This is a genomic window from Synechococcus sp. LTW-G (genome assembly GCF_054459035.1).
Map to the genome: position 1 here is coordinate 152,431 of NZ_JBTKYW010000003.1, position 24,610 is coordinate 177,040.

General features: G+C 59.2%; 17 protein-coding genes. 11 read left to right on the forward strand and 6 right to left on the reverse strand.

What is annotated here, in order from left to right; translation table 11 throughout:
- The first annotated feature begins 74 nt into the window (after nucleotides 1-74).
- Nucleotides 75-3,671 carry a DUF5801 repeats-in-toxin domain-containing protein gene (locus tag ACXIQ9_RS07105; RefSeq protein WP_459016209.1) on the forward strand — a complete coding sequence of 1,199 codons (3,597 nt, stop codon included), beginning with the start codon at nucleotides 75-77 and terminating at the stop codon, nucleotides 3,669-3,671.
- Nucleotides 3,672-3,678: 7 nt separating this feature from the next.
- Here ACXIQ9_RS07105 and ACXIQ9_RS07110 read toward each other — a convergent pair whose 3' ends face one another.
- Together ACXIQ9_RS07110 and ACXIQ9_RS07115 are read right to left on the reverse strand one after the other, a co-directional pair.
- Entirely contained in the window at nucleotides 3,679-3,951 is a 273-nt protein-coding gene (locus ACXIQ9_RS07110; RefSeq protein WP_247478829.1) for a Nif11-like leader peptide family natural product precursor, read from the reverse strand.
- 89 nt (nucleotides 3,952-4,040) lie between these two features.
- A complete protein-coding gene (locus ACXIQ9_RS07115) occupies nucleotides 4,041-8,042 on the reverse strand; it encodes a magnesium chelatase subunit H (protein WP_424163008.1) in 4,002 nt (1,333 codons plus the stop codon).
- A 157-nt stretch (nucleotides 8,043-8,199) separates the two neighbouring features.
- Here ACXIQ9_RS07115 and dapB point away from each other — a divergent pair, with 157 nt between their 5' ends.
- From dapB to ACXIQ9_RS07140, 5 genes are all read left to right on the forward strand, one after another.
- A complete protein-coding gene (gene dapB, locus ACXIQ9_RS07120) occupies nucleotides 8,200-9,054 on the forward strand; it encodes a 4-hydroxy-tetrahydrodipicolinate reductase (RefSeq protein ID WP_247478818.1) in 855 nt (284 codons plus the stop codon).
- Nucleotides 9,055-9,080: 26 nt separating this feature from the next.
- Complete coding sequence (locus ACXIQ9_RS07125; RefSeq protein ID WP_010317571.1) at nucleotides 9,081-9,728, forward strand: hypothetical protein; 648 nt, start codon at nucleotides 9,081-9,083, stop codon at nucleotides 9,726-9,728.
- Between the two features lie 75 nt (nucleotides 9,729-9,803).
- Nucleotides 9,804-10,058, forward strand: coding sequence for a hypothetical protein (locus ACXIQ9_RS07130; protein WP_010317569.1), 255 nt, complete (start codon nucleotides 9,804-9,806; stop codon nucleotides 10,056-10,058).
- A 71-nt stretch (nucleotides 10,059-10,129) separates the two neighbouring features.
- Nucleotides 10,130-11,296, forward strand: a complete 1,167-nt coding sequence (locus ACXIQ9_RS07135; RefSeq protein WP_459016210.1) for an FAD-dependent monooxygenase — start codon at nucleotides 10,130-10,132, stop codon at nucleotides 11,294-11,296.
- A gap of 13 nt (nucleotides 11,297-11,309) precedes the next feature.
- The gene (locus ACXIQ9_RS07140) at nucleotides 11,310-11,522 is read left to right on the forward strand and encodes a DUF2949 domain-containing protein (protein WP_010317567.1); all 213 of its coding nucleotides are present in this window, start codon (nucleotides 11,310-11,312) and stop codon (nucleotides 11,520-11,522) included.
- Between the two features lie 4 nt (nucleotides 11,523-11,526).
- Here ACXIQ9_RS07140 and ACXIQ9_RS07145 read toward each other — a convergent pair whose 3' ends face one another.
- Nucleotides 11,527-12,051 carry an adenine phosphoribosyltransferase gene (locus tag ACXIQ9_RS07145; RefSeq protein WP_010317566.1) on the reverse strand — a complete coding sequence of 175 codons (525 nt, stop codon included), beginning with the start codon at nucleotides 12,049-12,051 and terminating at the stop codon, nucleotides 11,527-11,529.
- Between the two features lie 39 nt (nucleotides 12,052-12,090).
- On the opposite strand from ACXIQ9_RS07145, the gene ACXIQ9_RS07150 reads away from it, so the two are divergent.
- The 5 genes from ACXIQ9_RS07150 to ACXIQ9_RS07170 all read left to right on the forward strand — a co-directional run bounded on the left by ACXIQ9_RS07150 (nucleotide 12,091) and on the right by ACXIQ9_RS07170 (nucleotide 14,972).
- Nucleotides 12,091-12,627, forward strand: a complete 537-nt coding sequence (locus tag ACXIQ9_RS07150) for a DUF3038 domain-containing protein (RefSeq protein WP_459016211.1) — start codon at nucleotides 12,091-12,093, stop codon at nucleotides 12,625-12,627.
- 8 nt (nucleotides 12,628-12,635) lie between these two features.
- Nucleotides 12,636-13,232 (forward strand): DUF4335 domain-containing protein, encoded by a 597-nt coding sequence (locus ACXIQ9_RS07155; RefSeq protein ID WP_247478810.1) that lies wholly within the window; start codon nucleotides 12,636-12,638, stop codon nucleotides 13,230-13,232.
- 36 nt (nucleotides 13,233-13,268) lie between these two features.
- A complete protein-coding gene (locus ACXIQ9_RS07160) occupies nucleotides 13,269-13,517 on the forward strand; it encodes a hypothetical protein (RefSeq protein ID WP_247478808.1) in 249 nt (82 codons plus the stop codon).
- Nucleotides 13,514-13,888 (forward strand): hypothetical protein, encoded by a 375-nt coding sequence (locus ACXIQ9_RS07165; protein WP_459016212.1) that lies wholly within the window; start codon nucleotides 13,514-13,516, stop codon nucleotides 13,886-13,888. Before ACXIQ9_RS07160 ends, ACXIQ9_RS07165 begins: the two co-directional genes overlap by 4 nt.
- Nucleotides 13,889-13,949: 61 nt before the next feature.
- Nucleotides 13,950-14,972, forward strand: a complete 1,023-nt coding sequence (locus ACXIQ9_RS07170; protein WP_459016213.1) for a linear amide C-N hydrolase — start codon at nucleotides 13,950-13,952, stop codon at nucleotides 14,970-14,972.
- 139 nt (nucleotides 14,973-15,111) lie between these two features.
- On the opposite strand, the gene ACXIQ9_RS07175 is transcribed toward ACXIQ9_RS07170, so the two are convergent.
- From ACXIQ9_RS07175 to ACXIQ9_RS07185, 3 genes are all read right to left on the reverse strand, one after another.
- Complete coding sequence (locus tag ACXIQ9_RS07175) at nucleotides 15,112-15,459, reverse strand: hypothetical protein (RefSeq protein WP_459016214.1); 348 nt, start codon at nucleotides 15,457-15,459, stop codon at nucleotides 15,112-15,114.
- A gap of 42 nt (nucleotides 15,460-15,501) precedes the next feature.
- Nucleotides 15,502-15,693 (reverse strand): hypothetical protein, encoded by a 192-nt coding sequence (locus ACXIQ9_RS07180; protein ID WP_010317549.1) that lies wholly within the window; start codon nucleotides 15,691-15,693, stop codon nucleotides 15,502-15,504.
- A 499-nt stretch (nucleotides 15,694-16,192) separates the two neighbouring features.
- Nucleotides 16,193-24,313: a multicopper oxidase domain-containing protein gene (locus ACXIQ9_RS07185; protein ID WP_459016215.1), complete on the reverse strand. Its 8,121-nt coding sequence runs from the start codon at nucleotides 24,311-24,313 to the stop codon at nucleotides 16,193-16,195.
- Between the last annotated feature and the right edge of the window lie 297 nt (nucleotides 24,314-24,610).

Here is a 24,610-nt window from a genome sequence, read left to right on the forward strand (position 1 = left end):
GCTTCTTCTTTCCCTTCCGGCGGCACACGACGTCAATACCTTGGCACTAGATGTGCGCTTCGGCGTAGGGATCGATGCCAGCAGAAGAAGGACTCGGTTTTGCTCTCAATCCCGGTGGCGACGCGCAGGCGGCAGAAACCGATCGGGACATGGCAGGCAATGTCCAGGATCGGAAGGTGCCCGATCCACACGGTGAGTTTGTTCTGCCAGGCGGGGCCGAGGCGTTTCAGAACATTCCCTACGAAGGGATTCCGGAAACGGTGGACCAGCCGCCACCGCCAGAGGTTGTAGCCAAGCCCACGATCCCTGGCCCGCAGTATGCACCGCAGGGCAGCAGTGGGGACAACCCTTCGTTCCTCACGACCACCACTGAGGAGTCCCAATCGGCATTAGTCCCGCAGCAGCCGCCTGGTCAGCCACCGACGGGGGACGCAGCGACACCGTTTCAGCCTTTAGCTGCCGCAGGCGACGCGGTTGAGACGCCTCCATCATCCGATCCTCCAGTTGATCCCAATCCGCCGATCATCGATGCTTCTGACTTAGGTGAAGTGCTGACGTTTGATGGCGGCTTAAGTGACGGCAATTTTGTCGGCGATCAGGGAGCTGGCGATACGAATGTCAGTCCAGTTATTGCCAGTGTTGATTTCGCCGTAAATTTCACGATTACAGCGCCAGGCACTGGTGCTACACGAACAATTGTCTATGCTCTTGGCTTGGATGGTGCGTACACGGAAGGATCACCATCTGGATTGACTAGTGGTGGAGTACCTATCCGTCTTTATGAGATGGGAGGTGTGATCACGGGTTCGACGTCATTCACGGAAGGTGGAGTGAATGCGGCTAATACGACATTCACGATTGAGATCACTAGCAGCAGCGGTGTGTTGACGCTGACGCAGTCGAAGCCGATTGATCATGGCCAGCCGGATATCTATGACGGAGCCTATATCGAGGACTTGGCGTTGTTGGTTAATGGCCAAGTGGAACTCTTGGTCAGTGTTACCGATGACTATGGATCAGGAATTGTTCGATCCGCTACGGCATCCATTGATTTGGGAGGGAACGTCCAATTTGGCGATGACGGCCCAGCGATAACCGAAGCGAGTGAAGTCAGAAGCGATGCGGTGTTGGAGACGGATGACGGAGGTCTGAGCGGGGGGAATGTGGGAGGGGATACGAGTGATTCGACGGATTACAGCGGAGTGTTTGAGGCGTCTGGCGGAAGTGACTATGGATCGGATAGCGGAAGCAACGCGAGTGTGTCGTCGAGTGGATTTGATTTAGAGCTGCAAGTTGTTGAGGGAACGCAAGCGAAGGGAAGTATCAATGACCCGTCGTCTACGAATCAGTTTCTGACGTCAGGGAATGAGGAGGTGTATTTGTACACGTTGGATGGGAACACGATCGTTGGTTCGACGTTGACGTCGTTGGAGTGGTCGTTGTTGTCGGAGTTGCAGAAGGCCGACCCGAGTGTGGGTGAATACGTGTTCCGTGTGCAGACGAGTGATGGGGGTGTGGTGAGTCTGAATCAGTATGCGGAGATCGATCATCTGCCGACGGATGGAGCGAGCAGTGATTATGCGGATCAGACGTGGACGCTGGATGACGGTCAGATCTATCTAAGGGGAACCGTGACCGTGACGGATAACGACACGGATACCGCAGCGGATCGGGATGTCTATTTGGATTTAGGCGGGAATGTGCGGATCACGGATGACGGCCCTTTGCTAAATCCTGTTAGTACTGTCACCTTAACTGCACCATACAACAGCTCTTCGACTCCTGTTCTCTGGGCGTATCAATTCTATGACTGGAGTTATGGTGCTGATCTGGTCTCACCCCTTTTGTCAGCTGCTTCTATTGATGTTTCTTTGACTAGTGGCACATCAACTGCTTTCTCCATTGCTAATATCGTCTACGGAGACGACTACGACTTCTCGTTTGATGTTTTCTATGACAACGGAATAGCACCCTCGTTGGTTTCTTCTGTTTATTTGGACGCCGATGGTGCTGATCTACTCTTTGTCTATTCGCTGCCTACTGAGAAGGTTCTCGTCGACGTTGACTCTTTGACCCCTGCTGCTGGTGGCCCCCAGCCTCTTTATGAGTATATCGATATCAACTCCGCGGGCCTGGATTTGATCGTTACTGGTAGTGGTGATGTTAATAATAGTTCCAATGGCTGGGCTGTTGGAGGGAATCAAAACATTAATCCTGGAGAGTCTATTGTCTTTAGCTATTTCTCGGATTTTGGGCTTGTTGATCCGCCAGCGCCAGAGTTTGTCGCTGACTTCGAGTTTCAGACCTCTAAATATACCGGTGGTATTTCCTCGACCAAGCTTGCCGTTGAGGTGTTCTATTCTGATGGATCTGTAGGCTTCTGGATTGTTTCTGGCCTTCTTGAGGGTGCCACGATTTCTGTTGGCGATACTGGTCTTGTTGCCGTCAACCCTGATCCGGGTGCCCCACCTCCCGTGATTGTGACCGGCGCAGGCCACACAGTGACTGACTACTCCCTCCTCTATAGAGAAGTGGATATTCAATACATCGGTGAAAAGGGCGGGCTTAATCTGACTAATGCAGCATTTAACTCTTATGAGCAGAATGCCGATGGTCTCACCTTCGCTGTCAGTATCGTGCCTATCGACTCTGATGGTGACACTGCTACAGAGACTCTAACGGTTGTCTTGGAAGGCACCGATGGTACGTCCGACGAGCTGGACGTCTCCGTTGGCCCTGTTGTTCTTGACCTCAACCGAGATTCGACGGTTGAGTATCTGCACCTTGAGTCCAGCGCTGAACCTTACTCCTTAGGCATCTTCCAGTTAGCTGCTTGGCTGACCCCAGCAGACGGCCTTCTCGTTTACGACTACAACGCAGATGGCTTAATCGCAGAGCCCAAGGAATTTGTCTTCACGATGTGGGGTGATGATCCTGCTGTCCTGAGTGATATGCAGGCTCTTGCCGCTTACTTCGACAGCACTGGTGACGGCTTCTTGGATGCCAGTGATGATGCCTGGGTGTATTTCGGTGTTTGGCAGGACCTGAACATCGACGGTATTCAGCAAGACGGCGAGTTCTACGGCCTTGATCACTGGGGCATCGAATCCATTGCCCTGGAGTACGACGCCGATAGCGCTTCCTATGCAGCCGCCGATGGCGACGTTCAGGTTTATGGCCAGATGACTGTGACCTATGACGACGGCACCACAGGCCTGGCGGAGGACGTGGCCTTTGCTGTCGCTTCTGTTGATCGGGCCGAACATGTGGTCGAGCCCATCGCCGTTGACTCGTCCGCGGTCAGCTCCGTCGAGGATTTGGTGAGCAGCTACCTCGAGAGTATGAGCAGCGCCGGCGACCTCGACGGCAATGGGGACCTCTCGCAATCGGAATTTGCCAGTGGCCTTGACCTTGCGGTCAACGACTACCTCAATGCCAATGCTCTCTCCGCTGATGAGTACGGTGCGATCGAGCAGGAGGTCTTCAACCTGCTCGCTGAGCAGATCAACGATCTTGATCCCGATTCGCCTGTCCACATCCAGATTGATGATCAGGGCAATGCCGATGCTGCTGACCTTATCGCCGCCCTCGATCTGTCCTTTGACGAACTCATCTCTGCTGATATGCCAGAGACCTTCGACCCTGTTCCAGTTGCCAATGAGTACGGCTGATTCCCGTTTATCTCGCAGCCAAATTCAGTTGCTTGACTTCCAGGCTGATTAAGAAGCGCTCGTGATATGGGGTTTCAAACCACCGTTCGAGTTCTTCATCGGTCAAACACAGGGTGGTCTGGGCTTCGATGCGAAGTAAGTCAGCCTGCGTCAGCTTGATCCCCAGTTTTCTTGCCATCTCGCAGATCGCTGCAGGGTTCTGGCACTGCTTCACCTCTTTTTGGAGCAGCGGATCATCCTTGAGGATGAATTTCAAACTCATGACGCCTGCAGAGCTCAAATTCGTTCCCCTATCCTTTCCACCCAACGTATTCACAAAAAAGGCTGGTGGAGGCCACCAGCCTTTGAGAGATCCGTTGGAGGTCTGGATTACTCGGTGACGCCTTCGATCCGGTCCTCGATCTGCTGGTAGATCTCCTGGAGTTGCTCGATGTTCTCGTCGGAGGTCTCCCAGTAACCCCGGCCATTGACCTCCAGCAGGGTTCCGACGATGCGGCGGAAGCTGTGGGGGTTGAGATCCATCAGACGCTTGCGCATCTCCGGATCGTTGATGAAGGTCTCGTTGGCTTCCTCGTAGACGAAGTTGTCAACGGAACCACTGGTGGCACTCCAGCCCAGGGTGAAGTTGAGGCGTTTGGCCACCTCGCGCACGCCCTCGTAGCCGGAGTCGAGCATGCCCTCGTACCACTTGGGGTTGAGCAGCTTCGTGCGCGAATCCAGGCGGATCGTCTCGCTCAAGGAGCGGACCTGGGCATTGGCGGTGGTGGTGTCAGCGATGTAGCTCGAGGGTGCCTTGCCGTCGTCCCGCAGGCCTTGGATCAGCTTGGTGGGGTCACTATCGAAGTAGTGGCTGACATCGGTCAGGGAGATCTCCGCTGAATCCAGATTCTGGAAGGTGACATCGGCGGTCTTCATGACCGACTCGAACACCTCACGCTTCTGGTTCATCTCGCCGGGGTTATCGGCGTTGAAGGCGAAGGTCTTACGGGAGAGGTACATCTCCTGGAGCTCGTTCTCCTCTTCCCAGGTGCTGTTCTCCACCGCCAGGTTGACGTTGGAGCTGTAGCTGCCGCTGGCGTTCGAGAACACCCTGGTGGCCGCATCCCGCAGGGAGATGCCTTCTTTTTCCGCTTGCTCCTGGGCGTGCTTGCGCACGAAGTTCATCTCCAGGGGCTCATCGGCCTCGGCGGCCATCTTCACGCCCTGGTCAATCAAGGCCATTTGGTTGATGAACAGGTCGCGGAAGACGCCACTGCAGTTCACCACCACATCGACGCGGGGACGGCCCAGGTCTTCCAGCGGAATCAGCTCCAGCTTGTTCACCCGGCCCAGGGAATCGGGCACAGGACGGGCACCAATAAACCAAAGGATCTGGGCCAGGGACTCGCCGTAGGTCTTGATGTTGTCGGTGCCCCAGAGCACGCAGGCGATGGTTTCGGGCCAGGTGCCCTGCTCTTCCTTCTGGCGCTCGATCAGGCGATCCACCACCACCTTGGCTGCCGCGACGGCTGCCCGGGTGGGAATGGCCTGGGGGTCGAGGGCGTGCAGGTTCTTGCCGCTGGGCAGCACATTGGGGTTGCGGATCGGATCGCCGCCGGGTCCTGGCAGGACGTACTCGCCGTCGAGAGCCTTGAGCAGGCTCTCCATTTCAAGGTCGGCGCAGACCTGCTCGAGGCAGAACTGCAGGTACTTGAACAGGGTCTCGAGTTCGGCCTGGTCCACGTCGGGGAATCCGGCGCTGCGGCATGCACTCAGCCAAGGGCTGGGGAGCTTGAAGCCGAATTGCTCCAGCAGGTTGAAGAACCAGTCGAAGTTGCGGCGCAAGGTGACTCGCCCGTCGCTGCCGGTCACGGCCTTGACCATGGCGCCGATGGCGGCACGGGAGGTCTCGGTGATGACGCGGTTGAGCTCCACATCGGCGAGCACACCGTCGTCGTTGCCCTGGTAGACCTCGGCGATCGTGCGGCCCTTGCTCTCGGCCAGCAGGCCAGGCAGGGAGCGAATGCCCTCTTCCTCGCGCTCCAGTGCAGCGATGTTCACCAAGGTGGCGATCGCCTCCTCGGCGGTGGGGGGCTTGCCGATGGTGTGCAGACCGCAGGGCAGCAGACGGCTCTCGATTTCCATCAGCTGGCGGTAGACCGCGCCAACCACGCCATCGCGTCCGTCGAGGTCCAGCTCAGAGGCATCCACCTCGGGCAGCTCGACGTCCTTGTCGAGGTTGCACTGACGGGCGGTCTCGACAACGGCGTTGACGATTTGGATACCCCGGGAGCTTTCGCGCAGTTGCTGGTAGGAGCCCACCAGCTCACCCAGCTCCTTGAGGCCCTTGTAGAGGCCGGCGTTCTCCGCAGGGGGGGTCAGGTAGGAGATGGTCTCGGCGTAGCCGCGCCGTTTGGCGATGGTGGCTTCCGAGGGGTTGTTGGCGGCGTAGTAGTAGAGGTTCGGCAGGGCGCCGATCAGCGAGTCGGGGTAACAGGTCTCGCTCATGCCCATCTGCTTTCCGGGCATGAACTCCAGGGAGCCGTGGGTGCCGAAGTGCAGGACGGCATCGGCGCCCCAGACCTTTTCGAGATAGGTGTAGTAAGCGGCAAAGCCGTGGTGGGGGCTGGCACTACGGGAGTAGAGCAGCCGCATCGGGTCACCCTCGTAGCCAAAGGTGGGCTGAACGCCGACAAAGACGTTGCCGAAGTGGCGACCAAAGATCAGCAGGTTGGTGCCGTCGCTGTTGAGGTTGCCGGGGGGCTTGCCCCAGTTCTCCTCCAGCCGTTCGGAATAGGGGGTGAGGCGCTCGTACTCCTCGACGCTCATGCGGTGGGCGATGGCCAGCTCCGGTGCACCCTCGAGGGCCTCGGGGTCCTGGAGCACCGCTTCCATCAACTCCTTGGAGGTGCGGGGCAGGCCACTGACGTCGTAGCCCTTCGCGCGCATCTCCTCCATCACGCGGTGGATGGAGCCGAAGACATCGAGGTAGGCCGCCGTACCGACGTTGCCCTTGTCGGGGGGGAAGCTGAAGACAGTGATCGCCAGCTTCTTCTCAGGGCGCGGCTTGACCCGCAGGGAAGCCCAACGGATGGCCCGCTCAGCGATGGCATCCACCCGGTCCTGCAGGGTGTGGGCCTTGCCGGTGGCGTCGTCGCGGCCGGAGAGCACGATCGGCTCGATCGCGCCATCGAGTTCGGGGATGGCGATCTGGAGGGCCACCTGAACCGGGTGCAGACCCAGGTCGCTCTCTTCCCACTCTTGGGTGGTTTGGAACACCAAAGGCAGCGCCACCATGTAGGGGCGATTGAGCTTCTTGAGCACCTCAATGGCCTTGGGGTGGTCCTGACGGGCTGGGCCGCCCACCAGGGCGAAACCGGTCAGGGAGACCACGCCGTCCACCAGAGGCTGGTCGGGGTTCAGCGGGTCATAGAAGAAGGCGTTGACCGGTTTGGTGAAGTCCAGGCCGCCGCAGAAGACGGGGATGACCGTCGCGCCGCGGTACTCCATCTCCTGGATGACCGCCACGTAGTGGGCTTCATCACCGGTGACGATGTGGCTGCGTTGCAGCACCAGGCCAATGACGGGGCCCTTGCGCGCTTTCTCGCTCAGGTCCTGGCGGCTGGCATTCCAGTTGAGGTACTCCTTGAGGTCCTCGAACATCGAGGGGGCCAGGGGGTGCCAGATCCCCAGATCGGGGAAGACCTCGGGGTCGGCCACCTGGATCTCGGGGCGGTTGTCGCTGCTGCGGGGGAAGACGTACTTGTCCGCCAGCATCAACAGGAAGTTCCGGAGATTGTCCGGGGTTCCGCCCAGCCAGTACTGGAAGCTGAGCATGAAGGAGCGGGCGTCCTGGGCCTTCTCCACCGGCAGGTACTTCAACACCGTCGGGAGGGTGTTGAGCAGCTTCAACATCGCGTCCTGGAAGCCAGCGCCGCCGGCCTCCTTGCGCTTTTTCATGAAGCCGGCGATGGCCGACTTGCTCTGGCCAAGCTGGGCCATGGAGAAGGTGCCCAGCTTGTTCAGGCGCATCACCTCCGGCATGGAGGGGAAGACCACAGCCGCCTTGAGGCGGTCGCGATGTGGTGCGACGGCATCGACGACCTTCTGGGCCAGATCCTCAATGAAAATCAATGAGGCGATGAAAACGTCGGCTTCAGCGATGTCCGCGCAGAAGTCCGCATAGTTCTGGGGATCGCGCAGCTCTTCAATCAAATAGCCGCTGAGATCAACCGCCAGGGGACCGTTCTGGTCGTTCAGGGAGGTGGCGGCCTGGGTCAGCGCGTTTTGGTACTGCGGCTCCAGCACCACGTAGACGGCCTTCATCACGGCACGGCCGTTCACCTCCGCAGGGCTGACGCGGCGGGAGGCGGAGCGGACCTGCGTGAACATTCGCGCTGATTGAGCAATGTGAAGAAGCCTACGAAGGAGTGCGCTGTCTGCGCGAGGGTTCTTCCCTCCTGTAACAGGAGTTTCGGGGGGTTCTCTGGACTCTGCGACTCGTGTTAAGGGGGCGACATAGGCTCGGGCGATTGTCTTGCGCTCTCCCATGACCCAGGCTGCCGCCAGCAAGCCCATCTCCGTTGTGGTGGCCGGCGCCTTGGGCCGGATGGGAGCGGAGGTGATCAAGACCGTCGTGGCGGCGCCCGACTGCCAATTGGTGGGTGCGGTGGACACCACCCCAGGCAAGGAAGGGGCCGATGTGGGTCTGGAGCTCGGCCTCGGTGAACTGGAGGTCGCGATCACCTCTGATTTCGAAGGAACCCTCTGCCAAGCCAGTCAGGCCGTCCGCAATGACGGGCCGGGTCAGGGGGCGGTTTTGGTGGATTTCACGCACCCTTCGGTGGTTTACGAGCACACCCGTGCCGCCATCGCCTACGGCGTCCATCCCGTGATCGGCACCACGGGCCTCAGCCCTGAGCAGCTGGGCGAGCTGGCCCAATTCGCCGCCAAAGCCTCCGTCGGCGGTGCCGTCATCCCCAACTTTTCTGTGGGCATGGTGCTGCTGCAGCAGGCCGCAGCCGCGGCAGCCCGCTTCTATGACTTTGCGGAGCTCACCGAGCTGCACCACAACCGCAAGGCTGATGCGCCGAGCGGCACCTGCATCAAGACCGCCGAGCTCATGGAGGAGCTCGGCAAGAGCTTCAACCCGCTTCAGGTGGAGGAGCACGAAACGCTCTCCGGTTGCCGGGGCGGTCAGCGGGAGAGTGGCCTGCGGCTGCACTCCATCCGTCTACCCGGCCTGGTGGCCCATCAAGAGGTGATGTTTGGCGCGGCCGGCGAGACCTATACGTTGCGCCACGACACGATTGATCGGTCGGCCTACATGCCCGGAGTCCTGCTGACGGCCCGCAAGGTCCGGCAGCTCGATGGCCTGGTTTACGGGCTGGAGCGCTTGCTCTAATCCCTCCAGCAGCAGACACTGTCGGCATGCTCATCCCGCTTCGCTCCGGTGAGCTGCCGCGTCTGATCCCCGCGGTGGCCACTGGCCCTCAGTTCAACTTCTGCAGTGGCAGTCCCCAGAAGCTGCTGCAGCGGGTCTTTATCTCGGTGATCGGCGGGGTGATCAGCCTGTTGATCAGCCAAGGAGTGGCCATCAACAGTCAGGCCTCACCGATCCTGCTGATGGTGGGGTTCATCTTCCTTCTCTATGTGCTGTGGGGGCCGATCGTCGAGGCCAGCCGCAAGAACGCGACGCTCCGCCGCTACCCAGCTGCCGCCATCTTCGAGGGGGAGGTGGCTGACCTTTACACCAAGGAATTGGTGGAGGGCCGCCAGGAGACCACCGACAAGCAAGGGCGCCTGGAAACCGTTGAGAACCGCCGCACCTGGCTCTGCCTGGAGCTGGAGGACGAGGACGGTTACCTCGGCAGCATCCGCTTCCCCTACGACAAGAAGCACAAGCAGATTCGCCGTGGCGCGGTCGTTCGTTGTCTGGTGCTGAGTGAGCGCAAGGACTTTTCTCGGGTGGGTGCCCTCAGTGATGCCTGGCTGCCCCAGCTGAAGCTTTGGGTTGGTGAGTATCCCTTTCTGCTGCGTCCGGCCTTTGAGGAGCTCTGCCTGATGCGCCTGCGCTGAGGCCAGGCAAACGGGGGCTTGTTACATCGCGCAATATTGCGTTACAGTTCTGTTACGTCCAGATGAGAAAGCGCAATGACCCAGGCCAATCCTTCCGCCCCCGCAGTGATCCGCGGCGCCACCGTGACCGAAGAGGACGGCGGTCGTCTGAACGCCTTCGCCACCGAGCCCCGCATGGAAGTGGTGGACGTCGAGAGCGGCTGGGGTTTCCATGACCGCGCCGAGAAGCTGAACGGCCGTATGGCCATGCTCGGCTTTATCGCTCTGCTGGCTACTGAGATTGCCCTCGGTGGTGAGTCCTTCACCCACGGTCTGCTGGGTCTGGGCTGATCGCTCCCTAATTCATCTCAACGAGACCGCAGCACAGAATCGTGCTGCGGTTTTTTTGTGCCGTTTCTTCCGTGCCCCAGCGCAGCACCACATCGCCTCAAACCCTGCGCGCTCGGGTGAATGGCGCCGGCCCGACCGGGACGCTGAGCGCCTTGGCCCTGGCGGATGCGGGCTGGCAGGTGGAGCTCTGCGATCCCCTCACAGCTGCGGCACTGCGGGAACGCAACCGGGCCTACGCCCTGACCCATTCCAGCCAGAGCTTGTTGCAACGGCTTGGACTCTGGGATGCCTTGCTGCCGGCCCTGGCGCCCTTTCGCCGCCTGGAACTCTGTGATCGGGCCACGCACCTGCAGGTTCCCTTCACAGCAGATGATCTCCCGTGGCTTGGGGGCGATCAGCCCGTCGGCTGGATCCTGCAGCACCAAGATTTGATGGGGGTGCTGCTGGGGGCGGTGCAGCACCAGGCGTCGATCCACTCGCGCCTTGGGCTGACTCCGGTGCCCTCTCCCCTGGGGGTGGATTTGGTGGTGGCGGCCGATGGCCATCGCTCCCCTACCCGCCAGGATGCTGGCATTAGCCAATGGGCCCTGCCCTATCGACAGGGCTGTCTGACGGTGCAGGTGCGTCTGCGCGGCTCCGCCCCAGATCAGGCCTGGGAGCTGTTTCGCCCGGAGGGGCCCTTTGCGGTTCTTCCCTTGGGCGGAGACGCGTTCCAGCTGGTTTGGAGTGCGCCGCTTTCGCGTCTGCGCCAGCTGGAGCAGCTCGATGCGGTTGCCTTCCTCGATGCCCTGAGCGGCGCCCTGCCGGAGGAGCTGCAGGCCGAGGTGCTGCTGGATCAACCCCGGGCCTTCCCCGTTGCTCTGGAGCTGGCCTGGCCCTTGGCCCGCCGCGGCACGGTTGCCATCGGTGAGGTGGCCCATCGCTGCCACCCGGTCGGCGGACAGGGCCTGAACCTCTGCTGGCGCGATGTCGATCAGCTCCATCGCTTGGCCAGCCGCTGCGCCACGGGCCGTCTGCGGCCGAGCGCCCTTCCTGGGGCCTACGGGCGTTCCCGCGTCCTCGACATCGCCCTGGTGCTGCTCGCCACCGATGCCCTGGTGCGCTTGTTCTCCAATCGGTTTGCGCCGTTGCTGCCCGTGCGCCGTCTGGCGCTTCTGGCCCTCGGCCGCTTTGGCTGGATGCGTCAGCTCAGCCTGCGGGCGATGAGCGAAGGACCTTGCCGCCTCTGGCGGACCTGATCAGGATGGCGGCATGGTGATCTGCACCTCGCCACAACCCGCCCCCCATCCGGAGCTGCTGCGCTTTCTGCGCAACAGCCTGGGCTTAAGCGAGAACGCCCTGGGGCTGGGGCTGAAGCAGTCGCAACTGGAGCAGGCTCCCCTGCCGGTGGTGCTCTGGCGCTTTGGCTTGATCAGCCTGGAGCAGCTCGATCAGGTCCTGCAGTGGCAGGACCTGCATCTGTAGCTCCTCAGTAGACGATCAGGGAATCCACGGGCACTCCTGAGGGGAGCTTGCGTTGACCGCCGAGGTCGGCCAGTTCCACCACAAAGGAGAAACCCACCAACTGACCGCCCACCTGTTGAACCAGCTCAGCGCAGGCCGCTGCAGTGCCGCCGGTGGCCAGCAGGTCATCCACGATCAGCACCCGGGGGTTGTTCTCAAAACCATCGGGGACGATCTCGAGGCGGTCCGTGCCGTACTCGAGGCTGTAGTCGACCCCAATGACCTGACCGGGCAACTTGCCGGGTTTGCGAACCGGGCTGAAGCCAATGGTCTTGGCGGTGGCCAGGGCGGTGCCGACGATGAAGCCGCGGGATTCGATGCCAACAATCAAATCGGGCTGAAGCCGGTCGCAGACCTCACCGAGCTGGCGCATGACTTCCTGCCAGGCGTCCGGCTGGCGCATCAGCGGGATGATGTCGCGAAAGAGGATCCCGGGCTGGGGAAAGTCGGGAATCTCTCGGACCAGTTGACGCAGATTGATGCTGCCCATGGTCGACGAATCAGCGCCAGTGCTGGCAGTATCGCAGCCATGGCCCAAGCCCCTGCGAGCGTGCGAACCCCATTGTCCCGCCGCGGCATTGAGCGCCTGGATTTGATGCTCCTCTGCGCCGAGGCGCTGGATCTCAATGGCGGTGAGGCGATGGTCTGGCTGAGTGAGGAGATGGGTTTCACGGACCTCTTCCCCAACCGTGTTGAGCTCTGGAAACGCCGCTGCATCAATCCACTGCGACGCAACACCCGCCGGGCCTCGCTGAAGCCCGAGGAGACGGATGCCTTGATTCGCATCCTCACCGCCCTCTCAGAGCGGCTCTACCCGATGCTGCGGACCCTGCTCTCCTCCGCTGAGCCGCCGGATCTGAATGCCCAGCGTTGGGATCTCTTTCGCTCCCGCCTGAGGGAGCTGGTGCTGGAGCGCCTGAACCCGCGGCGGGGCGGGGTCCAGCGCCTGCTCGATCCCCAGGAGGGTCCTGCCTTGAGCCGTGAATTGGTGCAATCCATGGCGCTCTGCGCTGGGGAGGGCGGTTTTGAGCGCCTGCGGGCGAGCCTTCTTGATGCGGCTGTTTGATCACTGAGATGAAACTCACCACGCGCTACGAACAGACCAGCTGCCGCCTGATCGTTGAGGGCTTGCCGGATCTCTCCGCTGGCCAGGACTCCAGCACCATTGGCATCCTCACCGGCTTCACGATGGGCTTGGCGGGCCAGACCGAACTGGAGGGCAAGCGTGAGCACCTGCAGGCGTTGCTCACGGCTGTGATTCCCTACGCCCGCCATCTCCTCAGTGGCGTCCCCAAGGCCTTCGGGGAAGCAGACGCCCCAGTAGCGATTGCTCCAGGCGATGGCTGCCACCAGCTGGAGTTGCGCAGCAGCCAGCCCAACACGCCGCCCTTGACCCTGCGGTTGGATGACGCCGAGCTCGCGGACCTGGTGCGCTGCCTCGATCAGCTCCGTTTGGATGCCCGTTTGGCGCTTCCGTTTGAAGCCCCCCCCTTGGTGCCCCTGGCTCGCAAGGAGTTGCGCCACCGCCAACCCCTACTGCGGCGCATTGCGGCTCCGCTGGCCGGTGTTGCGGCTTTCGCGATCAGCGCCGCCCTGATCGCCATGCTGCCGACGCCGAAGCCCGCCCCGCAGACTGCCCCCGAGCTGGCACCGCCGGCCAAGGGCGGTTGACGTCCATTTGAATCACCCCACACTTGCAGTACTGCGATGAGCGCATTGAGCTGGTCGGAATTGCGTCGTCGTGTCACCCGGCTGGGCGCCAGCCTGGATGTGGTGGTTCGCAGCGATCCGGAAGTGTGTGGTCTCAGTGGTCCTGACTTCCACATCTCCTTGCATCACGGCGGTCAGGGGGATTGCACGGTGGGCGACCTGAGCCTGGTGGATTGCCCCAATGAGCTGGTCTTAATCGAATTTGAGCGCTGGATGCGCGGAGCTGGACACCAGCTGGAGTCATGACACGTCAACGGCGTTTGCGGGTGGTGGCAAGCCGAGCGGGTGCTGCAGCGCGTCAGCGTCCGGTGTTCCGCAAACGCAAGGGCAAGCGCCGTCCGCGGCTGATCCTGGAGGCGCTCTTGATGATGGCCGGCGGGGTCGGCCTGCTTGTGCTGTTGCTCCAGTTGCCGCAGCTGATTGATCTCGACAGCCTGCTGCTCGTGAGCACGGCCCTGGCCCATCTGATTGGCGGCCTCTCTCAGTTGTTGATGGGGGTGCTTCAACTGTTGGGGGTGCTGCTGTTGGGCGGGTTGGCTCTGCTGGCTCTGTTGTGTTTGCTGGGTGGACTGGTGCGCTTCGTGCGGGCGGTGGTGGCTCCGCCTAAACGCCGTTAGGCGTTGTTCTCCGGCTCCGTTCTCTTCATCCTGAGCAGACCGCTCCGATCGGTTGGCCCCGATGAAGACCTCCCGTGTTTGGCCCTGGGCTCTGCTGCTGCTGGGGGCCCTGAGTCCGCAGGCCGCGCAGTCCTGTAGCCGTGTGCTCTCCAACAGCAACGGTCAGGCCGTGGTTGTGGGGCGGACGATGGATCTCTACCTCGACGACCAGGCGGCTCTGGTGCTGCGGCCCCGTGGTCTGGAGGCTGGTGGATTGGTTAGCGCTTCGGTGGCGAACGCCAAGCGCTGGCGGGTGAAGCACGGCAGCGTCGGGGTGATGAGTGTCGGCACGGTGCTTGCCGATGGCCTGAATGAACGGGGGCTCAACGTCAATCTTCTCTACCTCTCGGGTAGCGATTACGGCTCGCCCAGCAGCGGCAAGCCCGTTATCTCCAATCTGCGGATGGCGGAATTCGTGCTGGATCAGTTCGCCACCGTCGAGGAGGCGATCGCGGGGTTAGCCCAGGTTCAGGTCGTCTCGGACCGCATTCTTGATCGCGATTGGGGGCTGCATCTCTCCTTGGCTGACCGCAGCGGGCGTTCGGCTGTGGTGGAGTTCATCGCTGGGCGAATGGTGGTCCATCAGGGCAACCAGACGCGGGTGATGACCAATGAGCCGCCGCTGGCCTGGCAGTTGAACAATCTCAAGCGTTACCGCCCGTTCGGCGGCGACCTTCCCTTGCCTGGTGATGTCGATCCCGCCTCCCGCTTTGTGCGGGCTTCGACCTTCCTGAGCACCCTGCCGAAGGCCAGCTCCGCCGCGGAGGCGGAGGGCAACCTCTACGGCGTGATGAAAAACGTCGCTGTTCCGGCGGGGGCTGAGGACTACTCCGGCGGTCAGGCGGAGGACAGCTGGGTGACGCTCTGGACGATCATCGCCAACCTCGATGAAGGCAGTTACGCCTTCCAGTTGGCCCGAAACCCCTATCCGATCTGGGTGGAACTCAAGCGTTTGAACTTCGGCGGCGGCGGAGCCATGCGCCGCCTCGACGTGCAGTCCCCCGAACTCACGGGTGATGTCTCCGAACGTCTGAACCGGTCCTGACTCAACCGCCGTGCAGTTGCTGGAACCAGAAGCCAGCTAGCTGCCAGCTGGAGTACAGGAAGATCCCCAGGAACAACCAATTCAGCCAGGCTGGACGCTTGTCGTTTTCAAACACAGGTGCTGTCCGCTCGCTGGGGCATCATCGCCCCTGAAACCATTGCAGCACCACTCCTTGGGCCGCCGGACCGGGAACAGTGATGACCGCCAGGGTTTCGGCTCCGCGTTGGTAGTCGTAGCGGCAAAAGCCCTGGCCAGTCCCTGAGCAGGCACTCAGGCTTTTGAGCCGGTTGCCAGCGAGTTGCCGGTCCATCGGTTCTGGCGCGAGTCCATGGAGCGGGGTCCAGCCATTGCGCTGCAAGCTGCTGTCGGCCTGCTCGATGGGTTGCTGCGGGATGAGGCCAAGCTCCTGGGCCGCGCTGGCTCCACCGATCCCACTGAGCAAGGTCAGCAGGATCAGCAGTCGGCTGGCGGAGGGAACAGCTGCCATGGCAGCGGCCGAGGTGAAGGTCTACCTCGATTAGAGCAATGCTCAGGCAGGAACGGAACTGCGCTGTTCACGCACCTGATCGTGCAGCGCCTCCAGTTGGGCGTGGACCGAGCGCAGTTGCTCGCGAATGGCCTCGGTGTTCTCCAACTTGCTCAAGGTCAAGAGCATGGTTTCGATCTGATCCTTGCTGTTGATCAGGACGCGGCATTCGCTGGTGCCAGGTTCGTAGCGCACGGGAGAGTGTTCGCTGGAACACCATCGAAGCGAGCCTGGCCGCTCAGAAGTGTGCCCGATGTTGCGGTTTCGGCGGTTGTCACGGCCTTGGCCTCTGTTGGCCCCTGTGACTGATATCTTGAGATCGTCTGATCTCACTTGCACGGCCTGGTGACGGTGGCAAGATGCGAGTTTTCTCTCGCTGGGCAGCCAGGAAGATCGAATCCTTCAGGCTGGTTGGAAAAGCAGAGGGGGTGGGATTCGAACCCACGGAAGCTTTCACTTCGCTGGTTTTCAAGACCGAAGTAGGGCCTAATAAGGAGAGTGGTTATGAGGTGGTTACGGAAGTCTTCTGCCGAATTTCTGCCGAAGTATTTGTCTTGAAAGCTCTTGCTCTGGGGATTCAGCTTCGAGAGGGACTAGCTGCCTTTCTGTCCCTCATCCCTTCGCTAGCTAGTGCAGGTTGTGCTGGACGTGTCGGGCGTCGTCCCTAGACCGATAGCGGATCGAATCGATGCAATCAGAAAAAACCAGTTTCGGAGACAGGGGTTCCGATCAATTGATGCATCGCATCAGTGGTGTAGAGATCAAAAACATCTTGTGCAGCATCCCAGCTGCCCACAGGCACCACCGACTGCAGCATCTGATCCAGCTCAGCGGAAACGACCAGATCACCACTCAGACCTTGGCCAAAGGAGCCTGCAATTTCAGCGCTTGTGCCCCACTGAAGCGCAGCCCATTGGCTGATGCCGCTGAGGGTTGCCACGCGGTACTGGTCGGAGCCCTCCGTGCTCTGAAGAATCGCCTGGGGCAGCAGGGTGCGATCCAGGCCATTCGCCACCTCGCTCTGCCATCGCTGTAGCTCCGCCGCATCGGCCGACCGCAGATACAGAGTGGCGTAGGCGGTCTCAACGATGGAGGCCACGCTCTGAGCCGCAAGGTCGCCGCCGTAGTGGGCATCAACCTCTGGAGCGTAATCAGGGCTGTTGAGTAGGTTGCTGACCAGGTCGGAGGCATACCCTCCGGTACCCAGAATGGCAGCTGCCTGATCGGCCAAACCAGAAGGCCACAACAGCTGGCCGGTGTAGGCCAGATAGGTCATGGCTGTGAGTTGATAACGATCTCGAACCTGTTCAGCGCTGAAGGTGCTGGTAGCGGTGGAATCGATGATGCCGGTCAGATCATCCACACTCACCTCATTCAGGCCAGCCAGAGGAATCACCAACTGTTGGGTGGTATTGATCAGTACATCTGAATTCGAGCTATTGCCATTCACCGCATTGCCCTGAGCAACCACGGCGTAACCATCCACCAGGGTGCCGCCATGACCCAGGCCAGCGCCGATGACGGGTGTTACCGCCTGCGTGGCAGAGGGAAGTTGAAGCTCCTCTACCAGATAAACCGGAAGTGAATCCTCACGAAGGTTGAGGATCCGATCGTCGATGGGCTGGGAATGGCCGCCATGACCGTTTCCTGAACTCTGGTTGTTGCTGTGCTGGGTTTGGACGTTAGTGGCAATAAAATGCCCCGCCTGCAGTTGGAGCGTGAACTGTTGACGACCAGCGGAAGACTCGGTGGTAAGCACCACATTCTCAAGCGCTGACTGGGCATAACTGTTGAATCCTGACGTGAGCGCCAGCTGGGAGAGATCACTTAGGCCGTTATCGAGCAACACCGCATCGGCGAGCACGTTGCTGTTCGGGAAGTAGCCACCCTCCATCTCACCGGTCTGATAGCTCAGCGACAGTGCCGCACCATCCAGAACCACCAAACGCACGCCACTTTCAACGGCATAGGCAATGGCGACGTCCTGGAAGTTGTCCAAGTTCATATCGCTGATCGCCACACTCACCTGATCTCCTGTGAGCTGCTTGCGTGGCATCACCTGATGAGGCGTCATCAGTGAGATGTCATCAAAGGGGTCGAAATTGAACTGTTCCTGCCAGCTACCAGGCTGCGATCCAGGAAGAAAGGCCTTGATTTCTAGATCTTTGAGATTGATAGCACCAACCTGAGCCTGATCGAAGCCAGCTGTCAGCAAATCACGCTGACCATCACCGCTGAAATCCTCAATGAACACCCAGGGTGCGAGAGTGGACTCGCTGTAGGGAGTCAAGCTGGAAGTCAAGAGGGCTTCACCTTTTTGTAGAGCTTCACCATCAAAGATCCGAATCAACCCGGCCTCTGTACCTCCCCCAGCCGACAAAGCGATGTCCTGGACAAAGTCGACGTTGAGATCACCAGCCTGAGCACGCTGCCAGCTTTGGGCGCCAGGCGCCTCCGCACCCAGGATCACTGGCTCGTAGGTCTGGGCTTGATAGAGACGCACACCACCATCCACCTGCTCAAATCCTTCAGCAGCCACCAACCAACTGGAGTCGGTGTTTTCAACAACGGTGAGAACCTGCATCATGCCGGCATCCTCATGGGGAAGGATATGGCAGTGGAACACATAGGTGCCGAGATAATCCTGGAACAGCATGCGTATGGTCTGATCATTCGCGCCAAATGTGGAAAGGCTGCCAACTTGAGTCGGGTCAAGTGCCTCGTCGATGGAATGAAACGAACCGCGTAGAGGATCTTTTGAAACCACACGACCCAAGTCGTTGTCGTAGTAGTGATAACCGGAAGAGTTAAGAGGAGTGGTGTCTTCAAGATTGCGCTTATCTTGAAGCTCGGTATCGCTATCCTTCACCTGGTAATCATTAATGTGGATGTGAAATGGGTGCCCAATGTATTTTGAAGCGCTTCCAATGCTCCAGTTTCGATTCACCCACTCCTCCATTGTGCCAAGCTGGGTAATGGTCAGATTGCCATTCGGGAAAACATGATCATTGATTAGGAAAGGATTTTTGTAACCAAGCCAATCTTCCACACCTGGCTCACCCAGGGGCAGCGGGGTATAAGGCTGGTAAGTGGCCCCATCATTCTTCTGGCTGTATTGCTCAAGGAGCGCAACTGTTGCAGCGTCGTACTCACTCGCCGGTCCAACTAGGGTGCCTTTGCTCCAGTTGAACTGACGCCTCCGAATCGGCTGCCAGACGTCTTCCCCGGTGGTCGTCTTAGCGAAAAGATCAACACTCGGCACCCGACGGGGATCGTAAGCAGAGGCAGGTGTATCTGGCGTTATCTCTTGAACGTTGATGCCGCGATTCGCGAGTGCAATCACCTCGTTCAACTCATCTTCACTGGGCCGAGCCGTTCCACCGGTGACTTCAAAAAGAGCGAGAGGACCAGCACCAGTGTTGGCGCCGAATCCGGTATTCGCCAACGAGAGATCTGGATAGCCGCCGGCATTCTTGACAACATATTGATCTCCTGTCTGCTCGAAGGAGTAGGTGGAAGCAAGCTCGGTTGTGCCCTCAGGCAGATAGAAAAGCAGATCAACCCGTTTCGCTGGGGGTAAACTGATCAGATCCTGAGCTTGGGTGTATCCCTTCGGCACGGTGCCTGGCGCATTGCCTCCGTTGACACCGATCACGCCCTGATCGACCGGACGGATCTGCGGGTACTGATGACCATCTTCACCGTAGATGTAAAGCGGTAGTGTTGAACGATTCCCCTGGGGATCCGTGTGAATCAGCGAGATGTTGTAGAAGGCCTGATTCGCCTGGTTCGACAAGGTCAACGCCTGCCAGCCACCGCTTCCCGCTTCTGCAGTCGGCTGAAACTCGCCGTTCACCGTCACCATCGTCATCCGATTGACAACCCCTCCGAGGTTGTCAAAACCATCCAGTCGCAAATCGGAGCTGCCAGCAACGATGCCGACATCCATGGTTTTCAGAACCGCAAGATTACGGGGCACATCTTTAAACAGGCTTACCTTGCTGAGGGGGTCGCCCACAAGCAATGCCCCAGACATGCCGCCATAGACCATTTGATTCACCGAAGGGTGGTAGTGGGGGTGGTACCAATACGTGCCTTGCCCATGGTCAATTGGAAGATCAATCTCGGTCGTCCATTGCTGCCCCGAGGTATATCGGGCCACCACGTTGTCACCAAATCCAGCGGGATTGGTGTGTGAGCCATGAAAGTGATAGTTGGCCGAAGTCGCCGCACCTAAGCCATCACCAGCGCTGTTTCCATAGGTGCTATTAACTACAAGGGTTGCCTGTTGGTTCTGCTTCTCACTGATGCCTTCTATGCGGATATCATTGCTGAAGCGGAGCCTTAGATCATCGCCTGGTTGCATCACCAGCACGGGCCCTGGATAGCTGGTCCCCTGCTCAGGCACTGCCATGGTGTAAAGCATGGAGGGGTACCAGAGGTCGGGCTCTGGATTTGCCTGGGGATTCTCGAGCGCCGCAATATTTTCCAGAAGCGCGGCCTGATCAAATGCGGAGCTCACCAAAGTGCTGCCGTTGTAGCTACCCCAAAGGGTCACAGGGTCATAGTTCTCTAGGTCACTGACATCTTTGTAGAGCTGTTCGCTCTTATCGCCGTACGCATTCCAGTAACTGCTATTGGTTGCTGAGTTCTCACTGCCTGCCCCGTCATAACCAATCTTGAGGAGATCCGTGATCGAGTTATTACGTGGCGTCGAATCCCATTGATCTAAAACAGACTTTCTATACTTGCTGAACAGCGACTGTTGATTATCAACAGCCGTAATCTGAGGAATAAACCAGTTTCTTAGAAAACGATCTACCCCCGGAATCACAACGGGTTCACTGCTCATTCGCATCCGCGAGTCCAGGAGGTCTTCGCCTCCAGGATTGTTGACGATGCGAGATTCACCGTCGATTGTCTTCAGAGCAAGGCCCGAAGAAAGCAGTAGATTGGGTTCACCATCAGGTCGCGTCGGAAAAAGAGAACCGAGACGGAAGCTGACGGGGTTGGCAACGGGTGCACTGGCTTTAGCCGGCAATGTCAGAATCAGATCATTAAAGTCCTGATCTGAGCTGTTTCGGCTCGTCAGCAGGTCTTCAAAGCCAAAAGTTAAGGCACCATCGGGTGTGGTGAAGCTGGTGATCTGAATGCTCCCATCTGGATTAGCTGCGCTGTAGGAGCTAAAGAGATGGCTCTCATCACCATCAACGATCAACAAAAAGCCATAGTTTTTATCCGGCGAGAGTGTGAGGTTGAGATTTCCGTTTTCGCCATAGCTCGGAAGCTGATGTGCTGAAATCACGGTGCCTCTACGCTTAGCGGCCTGAAGCGCTGCTTGCAGGTAGCCCGGATCGCCAGGCAGAAGCCCATCCACGGCACCCGAGAGGGCATCGGCCTCATAAAGTGCTAGATCGTTATTGAAGTCTCCAAGCCGTTTCACAGTGGCGGTGACACTGGCCAGGGGGCCATCGGAGATGGCGCTGGCCAGCAGGCCGGAACCGCCCACTGCGTACACGGCTTCCACGCCACCGGCAAAACGTGCCGATGCACTGTTGCCTGAAAGCACCAGGGATTCCAGCGAGAGGCGTTGGCCTTTGGCATCGGTCGCGACTGGAATCCAGGTATCGGCAGCGACCGCAGATGCCGTGCGTCCGCCAAGGGCAACACCCTCCGTCTCCGTCCAGGTCCCCGCGAGAATCTTCTCAAGATTGAGCGATTGATCGCTGGCGGCAACGAGTGAGACGAGATCCATGGCCGAACCACTCGCCGCATTCTCAATGCCGAAACGAATGCCTTCTGAACCGGTATCAACACGCAGAACGCTAATCGTGGAATCGGCCGTCAGGGTGAAGCGATCGGAATTAACAGCCTTGGTAAAGCTGAGATTGGCCCACCCCGGTGCGATCTGTACTGCACCGTAAGTATTGGAGTTAAATGTGAGCCCCTCACCGCTTTGCCGATCGGCTTCGATTGCACTCACTCCAAGGAAGCTGAGGCCATAAGTGCTGTTGTCTCGAAATTCTGTCTGACTGATCCTATTGTTCAGACTGGCCTCAATTGTGAGACCGTTGCCATAATTATTGGCGAGCAATGTCTGCGTCGTGCCAGAAGAATCACCAACAGTGGCCTGAGCAGATCCACCAATGAAAACACCTCCCAAGCGATTACCGAACTTCAGTGCCTCATCGGCAATAATCGACCCGGTCCCGATTGCAGTATTTGCAATGCGCACGTTGCTGGCAGTCCCGGTCACATGAATGCCGTAGCCGTTATTGTTTGAGATTGTGTTTTGTGGAATCACCGAGGCATAAGTGCCGGCAATGCTGATAGCCGAAGCCTCACCCTCCACCCGGATGCCGTCACCCTGGTTGCCGTAGGACACCACATCACCGGTGCTGGAAACATAGTTGGCCGCGGTACCAAAGCTGTTGAGGCCAATGATGTTGGGATCCACCGTGATCCCTGTAGCGGAGCCCGCAATGCGAATACCGTTACCGACATTTCCACCAATTACATTCGTGCGAATGGTGTTGTCGCCACCAGTGCTGGTGAACAACATGCCATCAGCCTGGTTGGGAGCAATGCCCCCAAAGGCAGTGGTGCCTGCAAAGGTGTTGAAGGTGATAAAACCGCTGGCTTGATCCTTCACTTCAATGCCGTTGGCACCATTGCCAGAATTCACATTGCCCAGCGGGATCACTCCGCCATACTGAGTGTTGGTAGAAGTACCTTCAACCAGTGAACCATTGAGGTCATTGCCAAGAGGATCCTGGTTATTGGCCGCTAAGCCAAAGAAATTAGCGTGAATGGTCGTGTTGTCGCTATTACTGATACGAAGGCCATTTCCCTTGTTGCCGCTCACAACGTTGTAGTAAACGAACGGCGAGCTTTCCAGCTGACAGCCCAGCAGCGCATTGTCATCGGCATCCACGATGGCCACCCCATCGGCACCATTGGCGATTTTCTGGTTGCCGCTGACGCTGGTGCCGATGAAGTTGCCGCTGAGGATGTTGTAGCCGGCACCATTAGTGATCAACACACCATTCAGGTTGTTGCCGGAAATCAGGTTGCCCAGTGGTGGCGGGGTGGTGATGCCCTTGGTGGGGTCATTCCCGCCGCTGATCGTGCCGCCGATCAGGTTGCGACTGGCGCCATCAATCAGGATGCCGTTCCCACCATTACCCAAGCCGCTACCGCCATCGGCGGTCGTGCCGATGCGGTTCTGGGCGATGGTGTTGTTAGTGCCTGAATCGGTACTGGAGCTGACAACTGCAATGCCATGTCCCCCATTCCCGCTTATCAAGTTTGAAGGACCTACAAACAAGCTTGTCTTTGACGACCAGGTCAGATCACTGCCGTCGCTGCCAACAAACACACCGGTCATTACGTCACCGGCGACGGAGGTGGGTGTGGTGATCCCCCCGGATGAATTCGGGTAGTTGACCTCCGTCCAGCGCATCGCACCAAAACCGCCATCGGCGGTGCGATCAACGGTCATCAACTGCCCGCTAACCGGATCGCCGCTGGTGGCCTCAAGCCCAACGGTGGCCAGCGTGAAAGTGTTGTCGCTGCTGTTGTAGCTGATGCCATCAGCATGACTGGCAATGTTGCCAAGCCCGGTGTTATTCACATCCCAGCTGGTCCAGTCGCGGAAACTGTTGCTGCCTCGGTGGTAGTAGACGAGATAACCATGGGCCACACCGTCGGGTTCGGCATCGAGGCTGTAGGAGCCGGTGATTGCGAAGAGATCGTCATTGACCTTGGCAATGCCGTAGGCCGTGGTGGATCTCGCACCCGGGTAGGAGACATCGGCAATGGAGACACCACTGTCGACGTCATAGATGAAAGCTCTTCCCGCTCCGATGATCGGCTTTGAGGTGTCAGGAACAGAGACCGTGTCATCCCAGTTGCCAACTACCAGACCGGCCTGAGTGCTGTGAAAGAAGGTCCAGGTGGAACCGGGATATTGGTATTCCACAAAGCCCGTTGTGGTGCCGTTAGCTTCATCAATGGCACCGGTGTAAATGAACGCTGTGGTGTTCGTGGGGGGAATGCCGCCGCTGCTGTTGTAAGAACCCACCACTCGGATAGTGTCTGGTCCCAGTTGCTCAGGGCCATAACAGCTGGTGATCGCACTGCTGCTGCCAGCGAAGGCCGTGGCCGCATTCACTGTGTACCAGGGATCGCTGCCATCAGCGTCCCCGAGACTCACCACACCAATCCCCTGCCCCGAAGCTCCACGGGTTCCGGATCCGCAGAGGATGTACGGCACATCTGCACTACTGCCGTAACGAATGCCCTGAATCGAAGCGATGGTGTAGCCATTTTCCTGAGACAAGTCCGTGAACGTTGTGCTGCTGCCCGGCGTGGTGCTGCCGATCAGGTTGCCGCTGGACGTAGCGGTGATCGTGATGCCGTTCCCCTGATTGGCGAGTGCCGTCAGGCCATCTAGATCAACACCGATGTAGTTGTTCTGAATCGTGTTGCCCGAACTGACGAGGGTCAGCGCATCGCTCGAGGCACCCACCAGAGACAAACCACTCAGGGAGGAGCCATTGCTGCCGGAGCCCAGCACCAGCCCTGGATGGCCGGCGAAGTCGATCTGGATCACCGGGGTCGCCTGACCGGCGGGCAGGGCCTGGATGGTCACCGCTCCGATGATTTCAGGCAGGGCTGACTCAAGGCTGATCGTGCCGCTTAGGCCCGAAGCGAAGGTGATCGCATCAAGGCCAGGGTTGGCGTTGGCCTGTTCAATTGCAGCGCGCAGGCTTCCCGTGCCGCTGTTGTTGAGATTGCTAACTTCGATAGACATAGGGCCCCCTGAGAAAGTGAAGTCAGCCTCAACAAGCCGGTTCTATGTTGAGCTCGCAGCTCGATCATCACGGCGCAGTCATCTGGGGTCAAGCTCGTGATCAGCGATGTTCACAATGGCCTCGCCAAATGCAGATGCCCTGGCGGATCTGGTCGGATATGAAGAACTGGGGCAGATGTTTGCCGGGTTCCAGCGCTACCGCTATTAGCCAGTCAGCGTGTAAATCATTGGTATGACTGAATAGCACTTCTAGTCGCGTTTTTGGCAGTGCATCTGAACTTTCCGTCATCCCTTGGC

Coding starts and splice junctions, on each gene's coding strand:
- ACXIQ9_RS07105 (WP_459016209.1), top strand. CDS start 75: ATGCCAGCAGAAGAAGGACTCGGTTTTGCTCTCAATCCCGGTGGCGAC.
- ACXIQ9_RS07115 (WP_424163008.1), bottom strand. CDS start 8,042: ATGTTCACGCAGGTCCGCTCCGCCTCCCGCCGCGTCAGCCCTGCGGAG.
- dapB (WP_247478818.1), top strand. CDS start 8,200: ATGACCCAGGCTGCCGCCAGCAAGCCCATCTCCGTTGTGGTGGCCGGC.
- ACXIQ9_RS07125 (WP_010317571.1), top strand. CDS start 9,081: ATGCTCATCCCGCTTCGCTCCGGTGAGCTGCCGCGTCTGATCCCCGCG.
- ACXIQ9_RS07130 (WP_010317569.1), top strand. CDS start 9,804: ATGACCCAGGCCAATCCTTCCGCCCCCGCAGTGATCCGCGGCGCCACC.
- ACXIQ9_RS07140 (WP_010317567.1), top strand. CDS start 11,310: ATGGTGATCTGCACCTCGCCACAACCCGCCCCCCATCCGGAGCTGCTG.
- ACXIQ9_RS07145 (WP_010317566.1), bottom strand. CDS start 12,051: ATGGGCAGCATCAATCTGCGTCAACTGGTCCGAGAGATTCCCGACTTT.
- ACXIQ9_RS07150 (WP_459016211.1), top strand. CDS start 12,091: ATGGCCCAAGCCCCTGCGAGCGTGCGAACCCCATTGTCCCGCCGCGGC.
- ACXIQ9_RS07155 (WP_247478810.1), top strand. CDS start 12,636: ATGAAACTCACCACGCGCTACGAACAGACCAGCTGCCGCCTGATCGTT.
- ACXIQ9_RS07160 (WP_247478808.1), top strand. CDS start 13,269: ATGAGCGCATTGAGCTGGTCGGAATTGCGTCGTCGTGTCACCCGGCTG.
- ACXIQ9_RS07165 (WP_459016212.1), top strand. CDS start 13,514: ATGACACGTCAACGGCGTTTGCGGGTGGTGGCAAGCCGAGCGGGTGCT.
- ACXIQ9_RS07170 (WP_459016213.1), top strand. CDS start 13,950: ATGAAGACCTCCCGTGTTTGGCCCTGGGCTCTGCTGCTGCTGGGGGCC.
- ACXIQ9_RS07175 (WP_459016214.1), bottom strand. CDS start 15,459: ATGGCAGCTGTTCCCTCCGCCAGCCGACTGCTGATCCTGCTGACCTTG.
- ACXIQ9_RS07185 (WP_459016215.1), bottom strand. CDS start 24,313: ATGTCTATCGAAGTTAGCAATCTCAACAACAGCGGCACGGGAAGCCTG.